Consider the following 14,454-nt stretch of genomic DNA (forward strand, 5'->3'; position numbering starts at 1 on the left):
TCGGGACTCAGCCCCGAAGCCAGATGAGGAGAGCTGCGGTGGTTGCGGCGCCGAGGAAAACGTAGCCGCGCTTGTCATAGCGAGTGGCCACGGCCCGGGACTGCTTCAGCCTGTTGATCGCTCGTTCGACGGTGTTGCGCTTCTTGTACCGCTCTTCGTCGAAGCCGGGTGGCCGTCCGCCGCGTGAGCCTTTGCGCAGGCGGGCAGCCTGGCTGTCGGTCTTCTCCGGGATCGTGTGCCGGACGCCTCGGCGCCGCAGGTACTCGCGGCACGGGCCGTTGCCGTAGCCCTTGTCGGCCGCGAGGCTGTCGGGCTTCGTGCGGGGCCGTCCCGAACCGACCCGCAGACCCGGACCTTTGCCAACACCGTCTGGAACTGGGTGCAGTCCGCCCGCTGTCCGCCAGCGACGACCAAGGACAGCGGGCGGCAGCGGCCGTCCGCGCTCAGGTGGAGTTTGCTGGTGAACCCGCCCCGCGAGCGGCCTAGGCCCTCGCCTCCCGCACCACCTCCACCAGCCGGGCGAGCAGGCTTTGCCACGGTGCTCGGCCTGGTGTTCTGCCGCTTCGGCCCCCTTTGACGCGGGGGCCGGCGGCGGGTCGGTCCGGGCACCGGCCGCGTGCTGATGGGCCCGCACGATGGTGGAGTCCATCGAGATGTCCCAGTCGATCTCACCCGCGATGTCGGCGGCGGCCTGGACTTGATGCAGCAGACGTTCCCACGTCCCGTCGGCGGACCACAGCCGGTGGCGTTCATACACGGTCTTCCACGGGCCGAAGCGCTCGGGAAGACCCCGCCACCGGCCACAACGTCCATTGCTCACCGGCAGGAACGGCCGCGGCCGTTCCCACTCCGCATGCGTGAGATCGCCCCGCCCCACGCCCACAACTACGACCCAGGCACGGGACGGTCACATGATCGCCCGGACAGCTCCTAATCGCCCAGGTGCCGTTCGACGGTCTCCACCTTCGACGTCAGCCCGTCCTCCACACCCGGACGGATGTCCGCCTTGAGCACGAGCGAGACGCGCGGCGCACGCGCCTCCACCGCGGCCACGGCGCGCTTCACCACGTCCATGACCTCGTCCCACTCGCCCTCGACCGACGTGAACATCGCGTCGGTACGGTTCGGCAGCCCGGACTCGCGGACCACCCGCACGGCGTCGGCGACGTACTCCCCCACGTCCTCGCCGACGCCCAGCGGCGTCACGGAAAAGGCGACGATCACGCGTTCACGACCCCTTCCTTGCGAGCGCGGGAGGCGATCACCGCGTCCTCGGCCTCACGCTTCAGCCGCCGCTCGGCGAAGAAGCCGCCGGTGGGCAGGACCGACATGACGGCGTAGTAGGCGGCCGTCCCCAGCGACCACTTCGCGCGGTTCCAGGCGTCCGCCCAGAAGATCACGTAGAGGACGAAGAGGAAGCCGTGGACCGCGCCCATGACCGGCACGGCGTTGAACTCCGTCGTCCGCTTCAGGACCGAGCAGACGAGCAGCAGCAGGAACGAGATCGCTTCGGGGCCCGAGACCAGGCGGAGGCGGCGGAGTGCGGAGGCGGTCTTGATGTCCACGGGTCACCTTCGGAAGGGAGAGACGTCGGCGTCGACGGTGCTGTCTGCCTGCGCGCCTTGTGAACGCGCGCACAAGCGGGTCCATTGTGGCAAACCCCGGGAGCGATCACCGCGCGGGGTCGGGGCCGGGGCCCAGGACCGGGGATCAGGGCCGCATCAGGGTGCGACTCCTCCTTCAGGATCTGGGCGCGGGGCAAAAGGGCCGCTACCGTCGCACACGTGGCGATGTTCCGACTTCAGAGCAGCAAGGTGCTCGCCGTCGACCTGACCGGGGACGCCGTCAAGGCGAAGAACGGCTCCATGGTCGCGTACGACGGGCAGATGGCCTTCAAGAAGCTCACGGGCGGTGGTGAGGGCATCCGGGGGATGGTGACCCGGCGGCTCACGGGCGAGCAGATGACGCTCATGGAGGTGAAGGGGCACGGCACCTGTTTCTTCGCCGACCGCGCCTCGGAGATCAACCTGGTGTCCCTGAACGGGGAGAAGCTGTACGTCGAGTCCAGCAACCTGCTGGCGACCGACGGCGGCCTGCGCACGGGCACCACGTTCACCGGTCTGCGCGGCGCCTCCCAGGGCAACGGACTGTTCACGACCACGATCGAGGGCCACGGCCAGGCGGCGATCATGTCGGACGGCCCCGCCGTGCTGCTGCGGGTGAGCCCGCAGTACCCGCTGACGGTCGACCCGGGCGCGTATGTCGCGCACCAGGGCAACCTGCGGCAGTCCTTCCAGTCCGGCGTGACGTTCCGCACGCTCATCGGCGAGGGCGGCGGCGAGGCCTTCCAGATCCGCTTCGAGGGCGACGGGGTGGTCCACGTCCAGCCCAGTGAGCGCAACACGATCGCGGGGGACGTCTGACATGGGCTTCCGGGAGATCAACTCCAAGATGGTCGAGGCGACCGTCGCGCCGGGGCAGCGGCTGTTCAGCCAGCGCGGCGCGATGCTCGCGTACAAGGGCGAGGTCGGCTTCACCCCCAACCTGCGCGGCGGCCAGGGCGGGGTGATGTCGATGATCGGCCGGCGCGTGGCGAACGAGGACACGCCCCTGATGACCGTGGAGGGCAGCGGCACCGTGCTGTTCGGGCACGGCGGCCACCACGTCCAGGTGATCCACCTCTCCGGGGACACCCTGTACGTCGAGGCGGACCGGCTGCTGGCCTTCGAGGGCACGCTGGAGCAGGGCACGGTGTTCCTCGGCTCGCAGGGCGGGGTGATGGGCATGGTCCGGGGCCAGGTCTCCGGTCAGGGCCTGTTCACCACCACGCTCAAGGGACACGGCGCGGTCGCCGTGATGGCGCACGGAGGGGTGATCGAGGTGCCGATCACCCCGCAGCGCCCGGTGCACGTCGACCCGCAGGCGTACGTCGCCCACCACGGCGACGTGCGCAACAAGCTGTCGACGGCGCTCGGCTGGCGGGACATGGTGGGGCGCGGCTCCGGGGAGGCCTTCCAGCTGGAGCTGAGCGGCAGCGGCGCGGTCTACGTCCAGGCGTCGGAGGAGAAGCTGTGAGCACGTACGGAACGCCGGGCGCCGCGCCCCGGGTCCTCGACCCCATGACGCTGCCGTCCGACGACAACGTGGACGCGTACACCTTCTGCGTGGAGCTCAAGGGGAGCCAGTGGTTCATGCAGAAGGGGAAGATGATCGCCTACTACGGCACGATCGAGTTCAACGGCATCGGGCACGGGCGACTCGACCGACTTGTCCGGAAGGCGTTCCATTCGCCACTGCACGCGAGCGACTGGGTCGTGGCGGAGGGCTCGGGCAAGATGCTGCTCGCCGACCGGGCCTTCGACGTCAATTCGTATGACTTGGACGACGGCAATCTGACCATTCGCTCGGGCAACTTGCTCGCTTTTCAGCCAAGTCTGTCGCTGAAGCAGTCGATCGTGCCAGGTTTTCTGACACTGATCGGAACCGGGAAGTTCGTGGCGGCATCTAACGGGCCGGTGGTGTTCATGGAGCCGCCGATCAGGGTCGACCCGCAGGCGCTGGTCGGCTGGGCGGACTGCCCGTCCCCGTGCCACCACTACGACCATGGCTACCTGACCGGCGTACTGGGCGGTCTACGTGCGATGACGGGCCTCGGAGGGGTCTCCGGCGAGGAGCACCAGTTGGAGTTCGTCGGCGCGGGCACGGTGCTGCTGCAGTCGTCCGAGGCGCTGATGACGGAGCAGGCCACGGGGGCGCCTCCGCAGCAGCCCGGGGTGCCGGGCGGGGGCGGACCGGGCGGGGCCGGACCTGGCGCAGGCGGACCGCGCCTTCCCGGACAGCTGGGAGACCTCCAGCGTCGCTTCGGGCTGTGAGCGGTAGTGTGCGGGGTGTGACATCGAACGTCTGCACGCGATGTCACACGGAAGCCCTATTAGTTAGCCTTTCAACTTCCTTAGGTAGACTTCATTCATGGAGACCGAGACGGCCACCCGCTGGCTGACCAATGCGGAGCAGTGCGCCTGGCGCACCCACCTGGAGGTCAACAAGCTGCTGACCTACCAGCTCGAGAAGGATCTGCAGCCGTTCGGCCTGACAATGAACGACTACGAGATCCTGGTGAACCTGTCCGAGTCGGAGGACCGGCGGATGCGGATGAGCGACCTCGCCTCCGCCACGATGCAGTCCAAGAGCCGGCTCTCCCACCAGATCACCCGGATGGAGAACGCCCACCTGGTCCGTCGGGAGAACTGCGAGTCGGACCGCCGCGGACTCTACGCGGTCCTCACCGACCACGGCATGGAGACGATGCAGAAGGTCGCCCCGCACCATGTGGCGTCGGTGCGCCGGCACTTCATCGACCTGCTCTCCCCCGAGGCCCTGATCGAGCTCGACAAGGCCCTCAAGCCCATCGCGGAGCACCTGCGGGGGCAGCGGGGACGACTCTGACGTCCTCCCCCTTCACGGCTTGCCTCTAGGCCCCGGGCGTGCCGCGGTCCGCGCCGGCGAGCGGCAGGCGGAGTTCTAAGAGGGCCCCGCCCGCCGGCGCCGCGCCCGCGGTGAGCGTGCCCCCGTGCCGTACGGCCACGTCCCGCGCGATGGCCAGGCCGAGACCGGCACCGCCGTCGTCCCGGCTGCGCGCCGCGTCCAGCCGTACGAACCGCTCGAAGATCCGCTCCCGGTCGGCCTCGGCCACCCCCTCGCCGTCGTCGGCGACACCCAGCACGGCCTCGCCGCCCTCCCGGCGCACGGTCACCGTGATCCGCTCCCGGGCGTGCCGCTCCGCGTTGTCCAGCAGGTTGGCGAGCACCCGCCCCAGCTGGCCGCGTGACCCGGAGACCTCGACGGGCTCCGCCTCCACCGTGACGCGCTCCCGCCCCGCGGCCTCCTCGCGGGCCAGCGCGGCCAGGTCCACCCGGGTGCCGGCGGGCCGCTCCCCCGCGTCCAGCCGGGCGAGCAGCAGCAGATCGGCGGCGAGGTTCTGCAGCCGTACGGTGTCCTCGACGGCGCCGTCCAGGTCGAGCAGCTCGGGGTGCGCGGCCGCGACCTCCAGCTGGGTGCGCAGCGAGGCGATGGGGCTGCGCAGTTCGTGCGAGGCGTCGGCGACGAACCTGCGCTGCCGCTCCACCGAGGACTCCAGCGCGGCGAGCGTGGCGTTGGTGGTGCGGGCGAGGCGGGCGACCTCGTCGTGCGTGGCCGGTTCGGGGACGCGGCGGCGGAGGTCCTCGGAGGCGGTGATCGCGGCCATCTCGCGGCGGATTCCCTCGACGGGGCGCAGCGCCCTCCCGGTGACCAGCCAGGTCACCGCGGCGACGACGCCGAGCAGCAGCGGGAAGCCGATGAGCATGGCGGTCAGCGCGGTGCCCACGGCACTGTGCTCGGCGGCCAGCGGGGCGCCCGCGTGGACGGTGAGGCGGCCTCCGTCGGGGGTCTCCACGTCCACGGAGGCGAAGCGGTAGTCCTCGGTGTCGCCGTCGATGGTGGCCGTGCCGTTGGTGAAGCTCGCGCCCGGGGAGATCTCGCCGGGGTCGAGGGATTCGTCGTCCCGGTCGTCGTCGCTGCCGCCGTCTTCACGGTCGTCGCCGTCTTCACGGTCGTCGCGGTCTTCACGGTCGTCGCGGTCTTCACGGTCGTCGCGGTCTTCACGATCGTCGCGGTCGTCGTCGTCCGACCGCTCCGGCGCGGGGGTGACCTCGGAGGTGCCCGTGCCGCTGATCCGCTCCAGGTCCTCGGAGGCGGCGAGCAGGACGCCGTCCTCGTCGACGATCTGCACGGGGGTGTCCTCGGCGTCCAGTCCGGAGAGCTTGTCGAGGGGTGTGCGGGCGGCGAGTTCGGAGGCGACGGACTGCGCGGAACGCTCGGCCCGGGTGCCCGCCTCGCTCGTGAGGTTGGCGCGCAGGGACAGCAGGAGTGCGGTGCCGGCCGCGACGAGGGCCACGGCGACGACGAGGGTGGCGCCGAGCGTCGCCCGGGAGCGGACCGAGCCGAACAGCCGGCTCACGGCGCGGTCTCCAGCCGGTAACCGGCGCCGCGCACCGTGCGGATGAGGTCCGCGCGGAGCTTGCGGCGCAGGGCGCTGACGTAGACCTCGACGATGTTGGGGTCGCCCTCGTACGCGAAGTCCCAGACGTGCTCGAGGATCTCGGCCTTGGACACCACCTCACCGGCCCGCAGCACCAGGTGCTCCAGCACCGAGAACTCCTTTGCCGTCAGCTCGGCCTCCTCCTCGCCGAGCCACACCCGGCGGGCGGCGGTGTCCACCTTCAGGTCGCCGTGCACATGGACCGGGGACGCGCCCGCGGCCCGCCGGCGACGCAGCAGCGCCTTCACCCGGGCGACCAGCACGACGTACGAGAACGGCTTGGTCAGATAGTCGTCGGCGCCGGTGTCCAGGCCCTCGGCCTCGTCGTACTCGCCGTCCTTGGCGGTGAGCATCAGGATCGGCACGTCGTGCCCGGCGGCGCGCAGGGCGGCGCACACCCGGTAGCCGTTGAGGCCGGGCAGCATGATGTCGAGGATCACCAGGTCGTACGGCTCGGTCGTGGCCCGGTCCAGCCCCTCGCGGCCGTCGTGCACGACGTCGACGGCGTACCCCTCGGCGGTGAGTCCCTTGGCGAGGGAGAGGGCGAGGCGCTTTTCGTCCTCGACGATCAGGAGTCGCATGGGACCCAGGGTCGCAAAGGGAAGCTGAAGATCACTTCAGGCTGCTTCAGCTTCGGCTCAGCGTCGGTGGGCGACATTGATGTCGTACAGCGCGAAGCACACCGACTCGGGAGGAACGCACATGAAGCGCAACATCGTGATCGCCGTCGTCACGGCAGCGGCACTGGTGGGCGGGGGCACGGCGACGGCCCTGGCGGTCGCGGGGGACGACGAGAACACGACGTCGGTGACGCGCACGGACGACGACAGGGACGACCGCGACGACAGGCAGGACCGCGACGACGACCGCGACGACGACGGGATCGGTGCCGCCGCCCCCGCCTCCGGCAAGGTGACCGCGGCCGAGGCCATCGCCGCCGCGTTGGACCACACCCCGGGCACGGCCGTCTCCGCCGAACTGGACGACGGCTCCTGGGAGATCGACGTCCTCGCCAAGGGCGACACCTGGCACACCGTCAGGATCGCCCCGGACACCGGGAAGGTGCTGGGCGCCCACCAGGACGACGAGGACGACACGGCGGAGGTGCGGGCCGCGCTCAAGAACGCGAGCGTGACGGCCGAACAGGCCGCGCGGGCCGCGGAGTCCAAGGGCCCTGTGGTCTCCGTGGACCTGGACGACGACGGCGACGACCGAGCCTGGGACACGGAGACGCGCGCCTCCGGCGGGGAACGGGAGTGGAAGGTGGACCTGCGGTCGGGTGCGGTCGTGGCCGACCGGGACGACGACTGACCCGGGGCTCCGCCCCGGACCCCGCTCCTCAGACGCCGGAGGGGCTGTATGCAGCCCGTCCGGCGTTTGAGGACCAGGCCCGCAGGGCCGACAAGGGGGTCAGTTGCCCGTCAGGCCCTCGACCAGTTCGTCCGCCGCCCCGTACGGGTCCAGCTGACCCGAAACGATCCGCTCCGCGAGCGCCCCCAGGCGACGGTCGCCGTGGAGGTCGCCGATGCGGCGGCGCAGCGCCGTGACCGCGATCGTCTCGACCTCGTGCGCCGCGCGGGCGCGGCGACGCTCCGTGAGGACTCCCCGTTCCTCCATCCACGCCCGGTGCTTCTCCAGCGCCTCGACGACCTCGTCGACGCCCTCCTGGCGGGCGGCGACCGTCTTGACGATCGGAGGGCGCCAGTCGCCGGGGCCGCGGGACTCGCCGAGGCCCAGCATGTGGTTCAGCTCGCGGGCGGTGGCGTCCGCGCCGTCGCGGTCGGCCTTGTTGACGACGTAGACGTCGCCGATCTCCAGGATTCCGGCCTTGGCGGCCTGGATTCCGTCGCCCATGCCGGGGGCGAGGAGGACCACGGAGGTGTCGGCCTGGGAGGCGATCTCCACCTCCGACTGGCCGACGCCGACCGTCTCGACGAGGATCACGTCGCAGCCGGCCGCGTCCAGGACGCGGATGGCCTGCGGGGCGGCCCAGGCGAGGCCGCCGAGGTGGCCGCGGGTGGCCATGGAGCGGATGTAGACGCCCGGGTCGGAGGCGTGCTCCGACATCCGGACGCGGTCGCCGAGCAGGGCGCCCCCGGAGAAGGGGGAGGACGGGTCGACGGCCAGGACGCCGACCCGCTTGCCCTGTTTGCGGTACGCGGTCACCAGGGCCGAGGTGGACGTCGACTTGCCGACGCCCGGGGACCCGGTGAGGCCGACCACGTAGGCGTTGCCCGCGAGCGGCGCGAGGGCCGCCATGACCTCCCTGAGCTGCGGTGACGCCCCCTCCACCAGGGAGATCAGCCGGGCCACGGCCCGTGGCCTGCCCTCTCTGGCCTGGGCCACCAGAGTGGAGACGTCCTGCATCACAGCTCCGTTCACGTAAGGGAAGTCGGCAACAACCGGGTCAGGCCTTGGGTACCCGCACGATCAGCGCGTCACCCTGGCCGCCGCCACCGCACAGCGCCGCGGCGCCGACACCGCCGCCGCGCCGCTTCAGCTCCAGCGCCAGGTGCAGCACCAGCCGCGCGCCGGACATCCCGATCGGGTGGCCGAGGGCGATGGCACCACCATTCACGTTCACCTTTTCGGCGGAAACACCGAGGTCCTTCATTGACTGCACGGCGACCGCCGCGAAGGCCTCGTTGATCTCGACCAGGTCGAGGTCGGACACTTCCAGGCCCTCCTTCTTGAGGGCGTGCAGGATGGCGTTCGACGGCTGCGACTGCAGCGAGTTGTCGGGGCCGGCCACGTTGCCGTGGGCGCCGATCTCGGCGATCCACTCCAGGCCCAGTTCCTGCGCCTTGGCCTTGCTCATCACGACCACGGCGGCGGCGCCGTCGGAGATCTGCGAGGAGGAGCCGGCGGTGATGGTGCCGTCCTTGGCGAACGCCGGGCGCAGCTTGCCGAGGGACTCGGCGGTGGTGTCGCCGCGGATGCCCTCGTCCTTGCTGAACAGCACCGGGTCGCCCTTGCGCTGCGGGATCTCGACCGGGGTGATCTCGGCCTCGAAGACGCCGTTCTTCTGCGCGGCGGCGGCCCGCTGGTGGGACAGGGCGGCGATCTCGTCCTGCTCGGCGCGGCCGATGCCGAGGCGGGTGTTGTGCTTCTCCGTGGACTCGCCCATGGCGATGTTCTCGAAGGCGTCGGTCAGGCCGTCGTGCGCCATCGCGTCGAGCACCTGCACCGCGCCGTACTTGTAGCCCTCGCGGGACTTCGGCAGCAGGTGGGGGGCGTTGGTCATGGACTCCTGGCCACCGGCCACGACCACGTCGAACTCGCCCGCGCGGATGAGCTGGTCGGCCAGCGCGATCGCGTCGAGGCCGGAGAGGCACACCTTGTTGATGGTGAGCGCCGGGACGTTCATCGGGATGCCGGCCTTCACGGCCGCCTGGCGCGCCGGGATCTGCCCCGCCCCGGCCTGGAGCACCTGGCCCATGATCACGTACTGGACCTGGTCGCCGCCGATCCCCGCACGGTCGAGGGCGGCCTTGATCGCGAAGCCGCCGAGGTCGGCTCCGGAGAACGACTTCAGCGAACCGAGCAGCCGACCCATGGGGGTGCGGGCGCCCGCGACGATGACGGACGTCGTGCCGTTCGTTGCGGATGATGCAGATGATGCAGAAGTCATGAGCTGCGGTCCCCTTCCGGCTGCACAGCCGAGGAGTGAACGAGGGTTTACTTCGAATGTACTGACGCGCGGGTGACCCCGTCATCGGCCTTTCGGTGTGATCGCGCGCACGTTGCGTAACCGCCCCGGGGGCGCTGCACTGAATCCATGCTGACGCGAATCGACCACATCGGGATCGCCTGCTTCGACCTCGACAAGACCGTGGAGTTCTACCGCTCCACCTACGGCTTCGAGGTGTTCCACTCGGAGGTCAACGAGGAGCAGGGCGTGCGCGAGGCCATGCTGAAGATCAACGAGACCTCGGACGGCGGCGCCTCCTACCTGCAGCTCCTCGAGCCGACCCGCGAGGACTCCACCGTCGCCAAGTGGCTCGCGAAGAACGGCGAGGGCGTCCACCACATCGCTTTCGGTACGGCGGACGTCGACGCGGAGGCGGCGGACATCAAGGAGAAGGGCGTACGCGTTCTGTACGAAGAGCCCCGGCGCGGTTCCATGGGGTCACGGATCACCTTCCTGCACCCGAAGGACTGCCACGGCGTACTGACAGAACTGGTCACTTCCGCGCCCGTTGAGTCCTCCGAGCACTGACCCACGTACATAGGGGCCGGTAGGGTTGGGTCTGGTCGCCGCTCGAAGCGTGGTGACCGAGTCCCGTCGTGTTCGGCGACGGGATCGCCGGGGCCGGGTGGCGGGGGGCGAGCGCGGGGCGGCAGCCCATGCTCCGCCGATGATCTGACACCATTCCCCGGGGGCTCCGTTCGGGATGGGCGGGGCTCGGCCAGACTTGCGACCAGGGGACGGATGGGACCGCGCAGTGCGGGGCTACGAGAGCCAGGAGCGAGAGCCGGCGGCTGACGTCGACCACCTCTCTCGGTTCGAAGCCGAGATGAAGCGGCTGAAGACCGAGCGGGAAAAGGCGATCCAGCACGCCGAGGACCTCGGCTACCAGGTCGAGGTGCTGCGCGCCAAGCTGCACGAGGCGCGGCGCACCATCATGTCCCGGCCCGCCTACGAGGGCGGCGACATCGGCTACCAGGCCGAGCAGTTGCTGCGCAACGCCCAGATGCAGGCCGACCAGCTCCGCGCGGACGCCGAGCGGGAGCTGAGCCAGGCCCGCGCCCAGACCCAGCGGATCCTCCAGGAGCACGCCGAGCAGGCCGCCCGTCTCCAGGCGGAGCTGCACCAGGAGGCGGTGACCCGGCGCCAGCAGCTCGACCAGGAGCTGGCCGAGCGCCGCCAGACCGTCGAGACGCACGTCAACGAGAACGTGGCGTGGGCGGAGCAGCTGCGCGCCCGCACCGAGGAGCAGGCCCGCCGCCTGCTGGAGGAGACCCGCGCCGAGCGGGAACAGGCCCTGGCCGCCGCACGCGAGGAGGCCGAGCGGCTGACCGCCGAGGCCCGCCGCCGGCTGCAGAGCGAGGCGGAGGCCGCCCGCAGCGAGGCCGAGCAGCTGCTGCGCCGCGCCCGCACGGACGCCGAGCGCCTGCTGAACGCCGCGTCCACGCAGGCCCAGGAGGCCACGGAGCACGCCGAGCAGCTGCGCACCTCCACCGTCACCGAGTCGGAGTCGGCGCGCCGCCGGGCGCAGGAGATGAGCCGGGCCGCCGAGGAGCGGATGGCCGCGGCGGAGAGCGCGCTGCGCGAGGCGCGCTCCGAGGCCGAGAAGGTGCTCACCGAGGCGAAGGAGGCCGCCGCCAAGGCGCTGGCGTCCGCCGAGGCCGCCAACGAGACCCGGACGCGCACCGCCAAGGAGCAGGTGGCGCGGCTGGTCAGCGAGGCGACCAAGGAGGCGGAGGCCACCAAGGCGGACGCCGAGCAGCTGGTCGCCGACGCCCGCGCCGAGGCGGAGAAGATCGTCGCGGAGGCCGCGGAGAAGGCCCGTACGCTCACGGCCGAGGAGTCGGCCACCCAGCTGTCCAAGGCGGCCAAGACCGCCGAGGACGTGCTCAACAAGGCCTCCGAGGAGGCCAAGCGGACCACCAAGGCCGCCGCCGAGGAGGCCGAGCGGATCCGCCGCGAGGCGGAGGCCGAGGCGGACCGGCTGCGCGCCGAGGCGCACGACATCGCCGAGCAGCTCAAGGGCGCGGCGAAGGACGACACCAAGGAGTACCGCGCCAAGACGGTCGAGCTGCAGGAGGAGGCGCGCCGGCTGCGCGGCGAGGCCGAGCAGCTGCGCGCCGACGCGGTCGCCGAGGGCGAGAAGATCCGCGCGGAGGCCCGCAAGGAGGCCGTGGCGCAGATCGAGGAGGCGGCGAAGTCCGCCGAGGAGCTGCTCGCCAAGGCGAAGGCGGACGCGGACGAACTGCGCTCCACCGCGCAGACGGACAGCGAGAAGGTCCGCACCGAGGCCATCGAGCGCGCCACGACGCTGCGCCGGCAGGCCGAGGAGACCCTGGAGCGCACCCGCAAGGAGGCCGAGCGGCACCGCGCGGAGGCCGAGGAGCAGGCGGAGGCCCTCAAGGATGACGCCGAGCGGGCCGCGCGCGAGCTGCGCGAGGAGACCGAGCGGGCCGTCGAGGCGCGCCGCGCGGAGGCCGCCGAGGAGCTGACCCGGCTGCACACCGAGGCCGAGGAGCGTCTCGCCTCGGCCGAGCAGGCGCTGAGCGACGCGCGCGAGGAGGCCGCCCGGATCCGCCGTGAGGCGACCGAGGAGGCCGAGCGGCTGCGCACGGAGGCCGCCGAGCGGATCCGTACGCTTCAGCAGCAGGCCGAGCAGGAGGCCGAGCGGCTGCGCGACGAGGCCGCCGCGGACGCGTCCGCGTCCCGGGCCGAGGGCGAGGCCGTCGCCGTGCGGCTGCGGTCGGAGGCCGCGGCCGAGGCGGAGCGGCTCAAGTCGGAGGCGCAGGACAGCGCGGACCGGATGCGCGCGGAGGCCCAGGCGGCCGCCGAGCGGATCGGCACGGAGGCCTCCGAGACGCTGGCCGCCGCGCAGGAGGAGGCCAACCGGCGGCGCCGGGAGGCCGAGGAGCTTCTCGGCGCGGCCCGCGAGGAGGCCGACGAGGAGCGCCGGCGGGCCCGCGAGCAGAGCGAGGAGCTGCTGGCCGCGGCGCGCACCCGCGTCGAGGAGGCGCAGGCCGAGGCCGTACGGCTGGTCGAGGAGGCGGACCGGCGCGCCACGGAGATGGTGTCGGCGGCCGAACTCCACGCCCAGCAGGTGCGGGACTCCGTCGCGGGGCTGCACGAGCAGGCGCAGGAGGAGATCACCGGACTGCGCAGCGCCGCCGAGCACGCGGCGGACCGCACCCGGCGCGAGGCCGAGGAGGAGGCGGACCGGGTCCGCGCCGACGCCTACGCGGAGCGGGAGCGGGCCGGCGAGGACGCGGCCCGGATGCGGCGAGACGCGCGGGAGGAGGCCGAGGAGGCCAAGTCTCTCGCGGAGCGCACGGTTTCGGAGGCGATCACGGAGGCGGACCGGATCCGCGCCGAGGTCTCCGAGCACGCGCAGCGGCTGCGCACCGAGGCGTCCGACGCGGTCGCCGAGGCCGAGCAGGCCGCGGCGCGCACCCGGGCGGAGGCCCGCGAGGACGCCAACCGGATCCGTTCGGACGCGGCGACGCAGGCGGACACGCTCATCACCGAGGCGCGCAGCGAGGCGGAGCGGCTCACCGACGAGACGGTCGCCGAGGCCGAGCGGGTGCGTTCGGAGTCGGTCGCCAAGGCGGAGAAGCTCATCGCGGACGCCACCGGAGACGCGGAGCGGCTGCGCGCCGAGGCCGCGGAGACGGTGGGGTCGGCTCAGCAGCACGCGGAGCGGCTGCGGCACGAGGCCGAGCGGGTCAAGGCCGACGCGGAGTCGGAGGCGGAGCGGCTGGTGTCGTCCGCGCGCGACGAGGCGGAGCGGACGCTGGACGAGGCCCGCAGGGAGGCCAACAAGCGGCGTTCGGAGGCGGCCGAGCAGGTCGACACCCTCATCACGGAGACCACCGCCGAGGCGGACAAGCTGCTCACGGAGGCGCAGCAGCAGGCGCTGAAGACGAAGGCGGAGGCCGAGTCGCAGGCGGACACCATGGTGGGCGCGGCCCGCAGCGAGGCCGACCGGCTGGTGTCCGAGGCGCGGGTCGAGGGCAACTCCCTGGTGGAGAAGGCTCGTACGGACGCCGACGAGTTGCTGGTCGGCGCGCGCCGGGACGCGACGCAGATCCGGGAGCGCGCCGAGGAGCTGCGCGACCGCATCACCAGCGAGATCGAGCAGCTCCACGAGCGGGCCCGGCGCGAGGCCGCGGAGACCATGAAGTCGGCCGGCGACCGCTGCGACGCGCTGATCAAGGCCGCGGAGGAGCAGCTGGCCAAGGCGGAGGCCAAGGCGAAGGAGATCGTCTCCGAGGCCAACTCCGAGGCGGGCAAGGTGCGCATCGCCGCCGTGAAGAAGGCCGAGGGCCTTCTGAAGGAGGCGGAGCAGAAGAAGGCCACGCTCGTGAAGGAGGCCGAGGAGCTGAAGGCCGAGGCGGTGCGCGAGGCACGGCGCACCGTCGAGGAGGGCAAGCGCGAACTGGAGGTCCTCGTCCGGCGCCGCGAGGACATCAACGCGGAGATCTCGCGCGTCCAGGACGTCCTGGAAGCCCTGGAGTCCTTCGAGGCCCCGGCGGGCGGCAAGGACAACGGCGTCAAGGCGGGGGCCGCGGCGGGTGCTACCCGTACGGGTGGCAAGTCAGCCGAGAGTTAGCAAACCAGGCGAAATCCCTTGTACGGTGAGGGCTTTGACCATGGCTTTGGCAAGGCTTCCGGCGGCGAGCCACTCAAAAGG

13 protein-coding genes and 1 pseudogene are annotated in these 14,454 nt (G+C 71.9%); 7 read left to right on the plus strand and 7 right to left on the minus strand.

What is annotated here, in order from left to right; all coding sequences use genetic code 11:
* Window positions 1-7 precede the first annotated feature (7 nt).
* From ACQY0Z_RS00235 to ACQY0Z_RS00245, 3 genes and pseudogenes are all read right to left on the minus strand, one after another.
* Window positions 8-877: pseudogene (locus ACQY0Z_RS00235) on the minus strand (IS5 family transposase).
* 53 nt (window positions 878-930) lie between these two features.
* A complete protein-coding gene (locus ACQY0Z_RS00240; RefSeq protein WP_439811655.1) occupies window positions 931-1,224 on the minus strand; it encodes an MTH1187 family thiamine-binding protein in 294 nt (97 codons plus the stop codon).
* The gene (locus ACQY0Z_RS00245) at window positions 1,221-1,565 is read right to left on the minus strand and encodes a DUF3817 domain-containing protein (protein ID WP_189904639.1); all 345 of its coding nucleotides are present in this window, start codon (window positions 1,563-1,565) and stop codon (window positions 1,221-1,223) included. Before ACQY0Z_RS00245 ends, ACQY0Z_RS00240 begins: the two co-directional genes overlap by 4 nt.
* A gap of 225 nt (window positions 1,566-1,790) precedes the next feature.
* Between ACQY0Z_RS00245 and ACQY0Z_RS00250 the strand changes: the two genes are divergently transcribed.
* The 4 genes from ACQY0Z_RS00250 (at window position 1,791) to ACQY0Z_RS00265 (ending at window position 4,446) form a co-directional block, all read left to right on the plus strand.
* Window positions 1,791-2,423 (plus strand): AIM24 family protein, encoded by a 633-nt coding sequence (locus ACQY0Z_RS00250; protein ID WP_189904731.1) that lies wholly within the window; start codon window positions 1,791-1,793, stop codon window positions 2,421-2,423.
* A gap of 1 nt (window position 2,424) precedes the next feature.
* Window positions 2,425-3,075, plus strand: a complete 651-nt coding sequence (locus ACQY0Z_RS00255; RefSeq protein ID WP_189904641.1) for an AIM24 family protein — start codon at window positions 2,425-2,427, stop codon at window positions 3,073-3,075.
* Window positions 3,072-3,872 carry an AIM24 family protein gene (locus ACQY0Z_RS00260; protein WP_189904643.1) on the plus strand — a complete coding sequence of 267 codons (801 nt, stop codon included), beginning with the start codon at window positions 3,072-3,074 and terminating at the stop codon, window positions 3,870-3,872. The genes ACQY0Z_RS00255 and ACQY0Z_RS00260 overlap by 4 nt, the downstream gene beginning before the upstream one ends.
* A gap of 97 nt (window positions 3,873-3,969) precedes the next feature.
* Window positions 3,970-4,446 carry a MarR family winged helix-turn-helix transcriptional regulator gene (locus ACQY0Z_RS00265; RefSeq protein ID WP_006130189.1) on the plus strand — a complete coding sequence of 159 codons (477 nt, stop codon included), beginning with the start codon at window positions 3,970-3,972 and terminating at the stop codon, window positions 4,444-4,446.
* 25 nt (window positions 4,447-4,471) lie between these two features.
* On the opposite strand, the gene ACQY0Z_RS00270 is transcribed toward ACQY0Z_RS00265, so the two are convergent.
* Window positions 4,472-5,998, minus strand: coding sequence for a sensor histidine kinase (locus ACQY0Z_RS00270; RefSeq protein ID WP_439811656.1), 1,527 nt, complete (start codon window positions 5,996-5,998; stop codon window positions 4,472-4,474).
* A complete protein-coding gene (locus tag ACQY0Z_RS00275; protein ID WP_189904647.1) occupies window positions 5,995-6,660 on the minus strand; it encodes a response regulator transcription factor in 666 nt (221 codons plus the stop codon). Before ACQY0Z_RS00275 ends, ACQY0Z_RS00270 begins: the two co-directional genes overlap by 4 nt.
* A 121-nt stretch (window positions 6,661-6,781) precedes the next feature.
* On the opposite strand from ACQY0Z_RS00275, the gene ACQY0Z_RS00280 reads away from it, so the two are divergent.
* Window positions 6,782-7,390, plus strand: a complete 609-nt coding sequence (locus ACQY0Z_RS00280) for a PepSY domain-containing protein (RefSeq protein ID WP_439811657.1) — start codon at window positions 6,782-6,784, stop codon at window positions 7,388-7,390.
* 99 nt (window positions 7,391-7,489) lie between these two features.
* On the opposite strand, the gene meaB is transcribed toward ACQY0Z_RS00280, so the two are convergent.
* Both meaB and ACQY0Z_RS00290 read right to left on the minus strand, forming a co-directional pair.
* Window positions 7,490-8,446, minus strand: coding sequence for a methylmalonyl Co-A mutase-associated GTPase MeaB (gene meaB, locus ACQY0Z_RS00285; RefSeq protein ID WP_189904650.1), 957 nt, complete (start codon window positions 8,444-8,446; stop codon window positions 7,490-7,492).
* Between the two features lie 40 nt (window positions 8,447-8,486).
* Window positions 8,487-9,710 carry an acetyl-CoA C-acetyltransferase gene (locus ACQY0Z_RS00290; RefSeq protein WP_189904652.1) on the minus strand — a complete coding sequence of 408 codons (1,224 nt, stop codon included), beginning with the start codon at window positions 9,708-9,710 and terminating at the stop codon, window positions 8,487-8,489.
* A 147-nt stretch (window positions 9,711-9,857) separates the two neighbouring features.
* Between ACQY0Z_RS00290 and mce the strand changes: the two genes are divergently transcribed.
* Together mce and scy are read left to right on the plus strand one after the other, a co-directional pair.
* Complete coding sequence (gene mce, locus ACQY0Z_RS00295; protein ID WP_031023179.1) at window positions 9,858-10,298, plus strand: methylmalonyl-CoA epimerase; 441 nt, start codon at window positions 9,858-9,860, stop codon at window positions 10,296-10,298.
* A gap of 226 nt (window positions 10,299-10,524) precedes the next feature.
* Window positions 10,525-14,373: a polarized growth protein Scy gene (gene scy, locus ACQY0Z_RS00300; RefSeq protein ID WP_439811658.1), complete on the plus strand. Its 3,849-nt coding sequence runs from the start codon at window positions 10,525-10,527 to the stop codon at window positions 14,371-14,373.
* Window positions 14,374-14,454: the final 81 nt, after the last annotated feature.

The sequence above is a fragment of the Streptomyces sp. P9-2 genome (assembly GCF_051903975.1).
GTDB lineage: Bacteria > Actinomycetota > Actinomycetes > Streptomycetales > Streptomycetaceae > Streptomyces > Streptomyces cellulosae.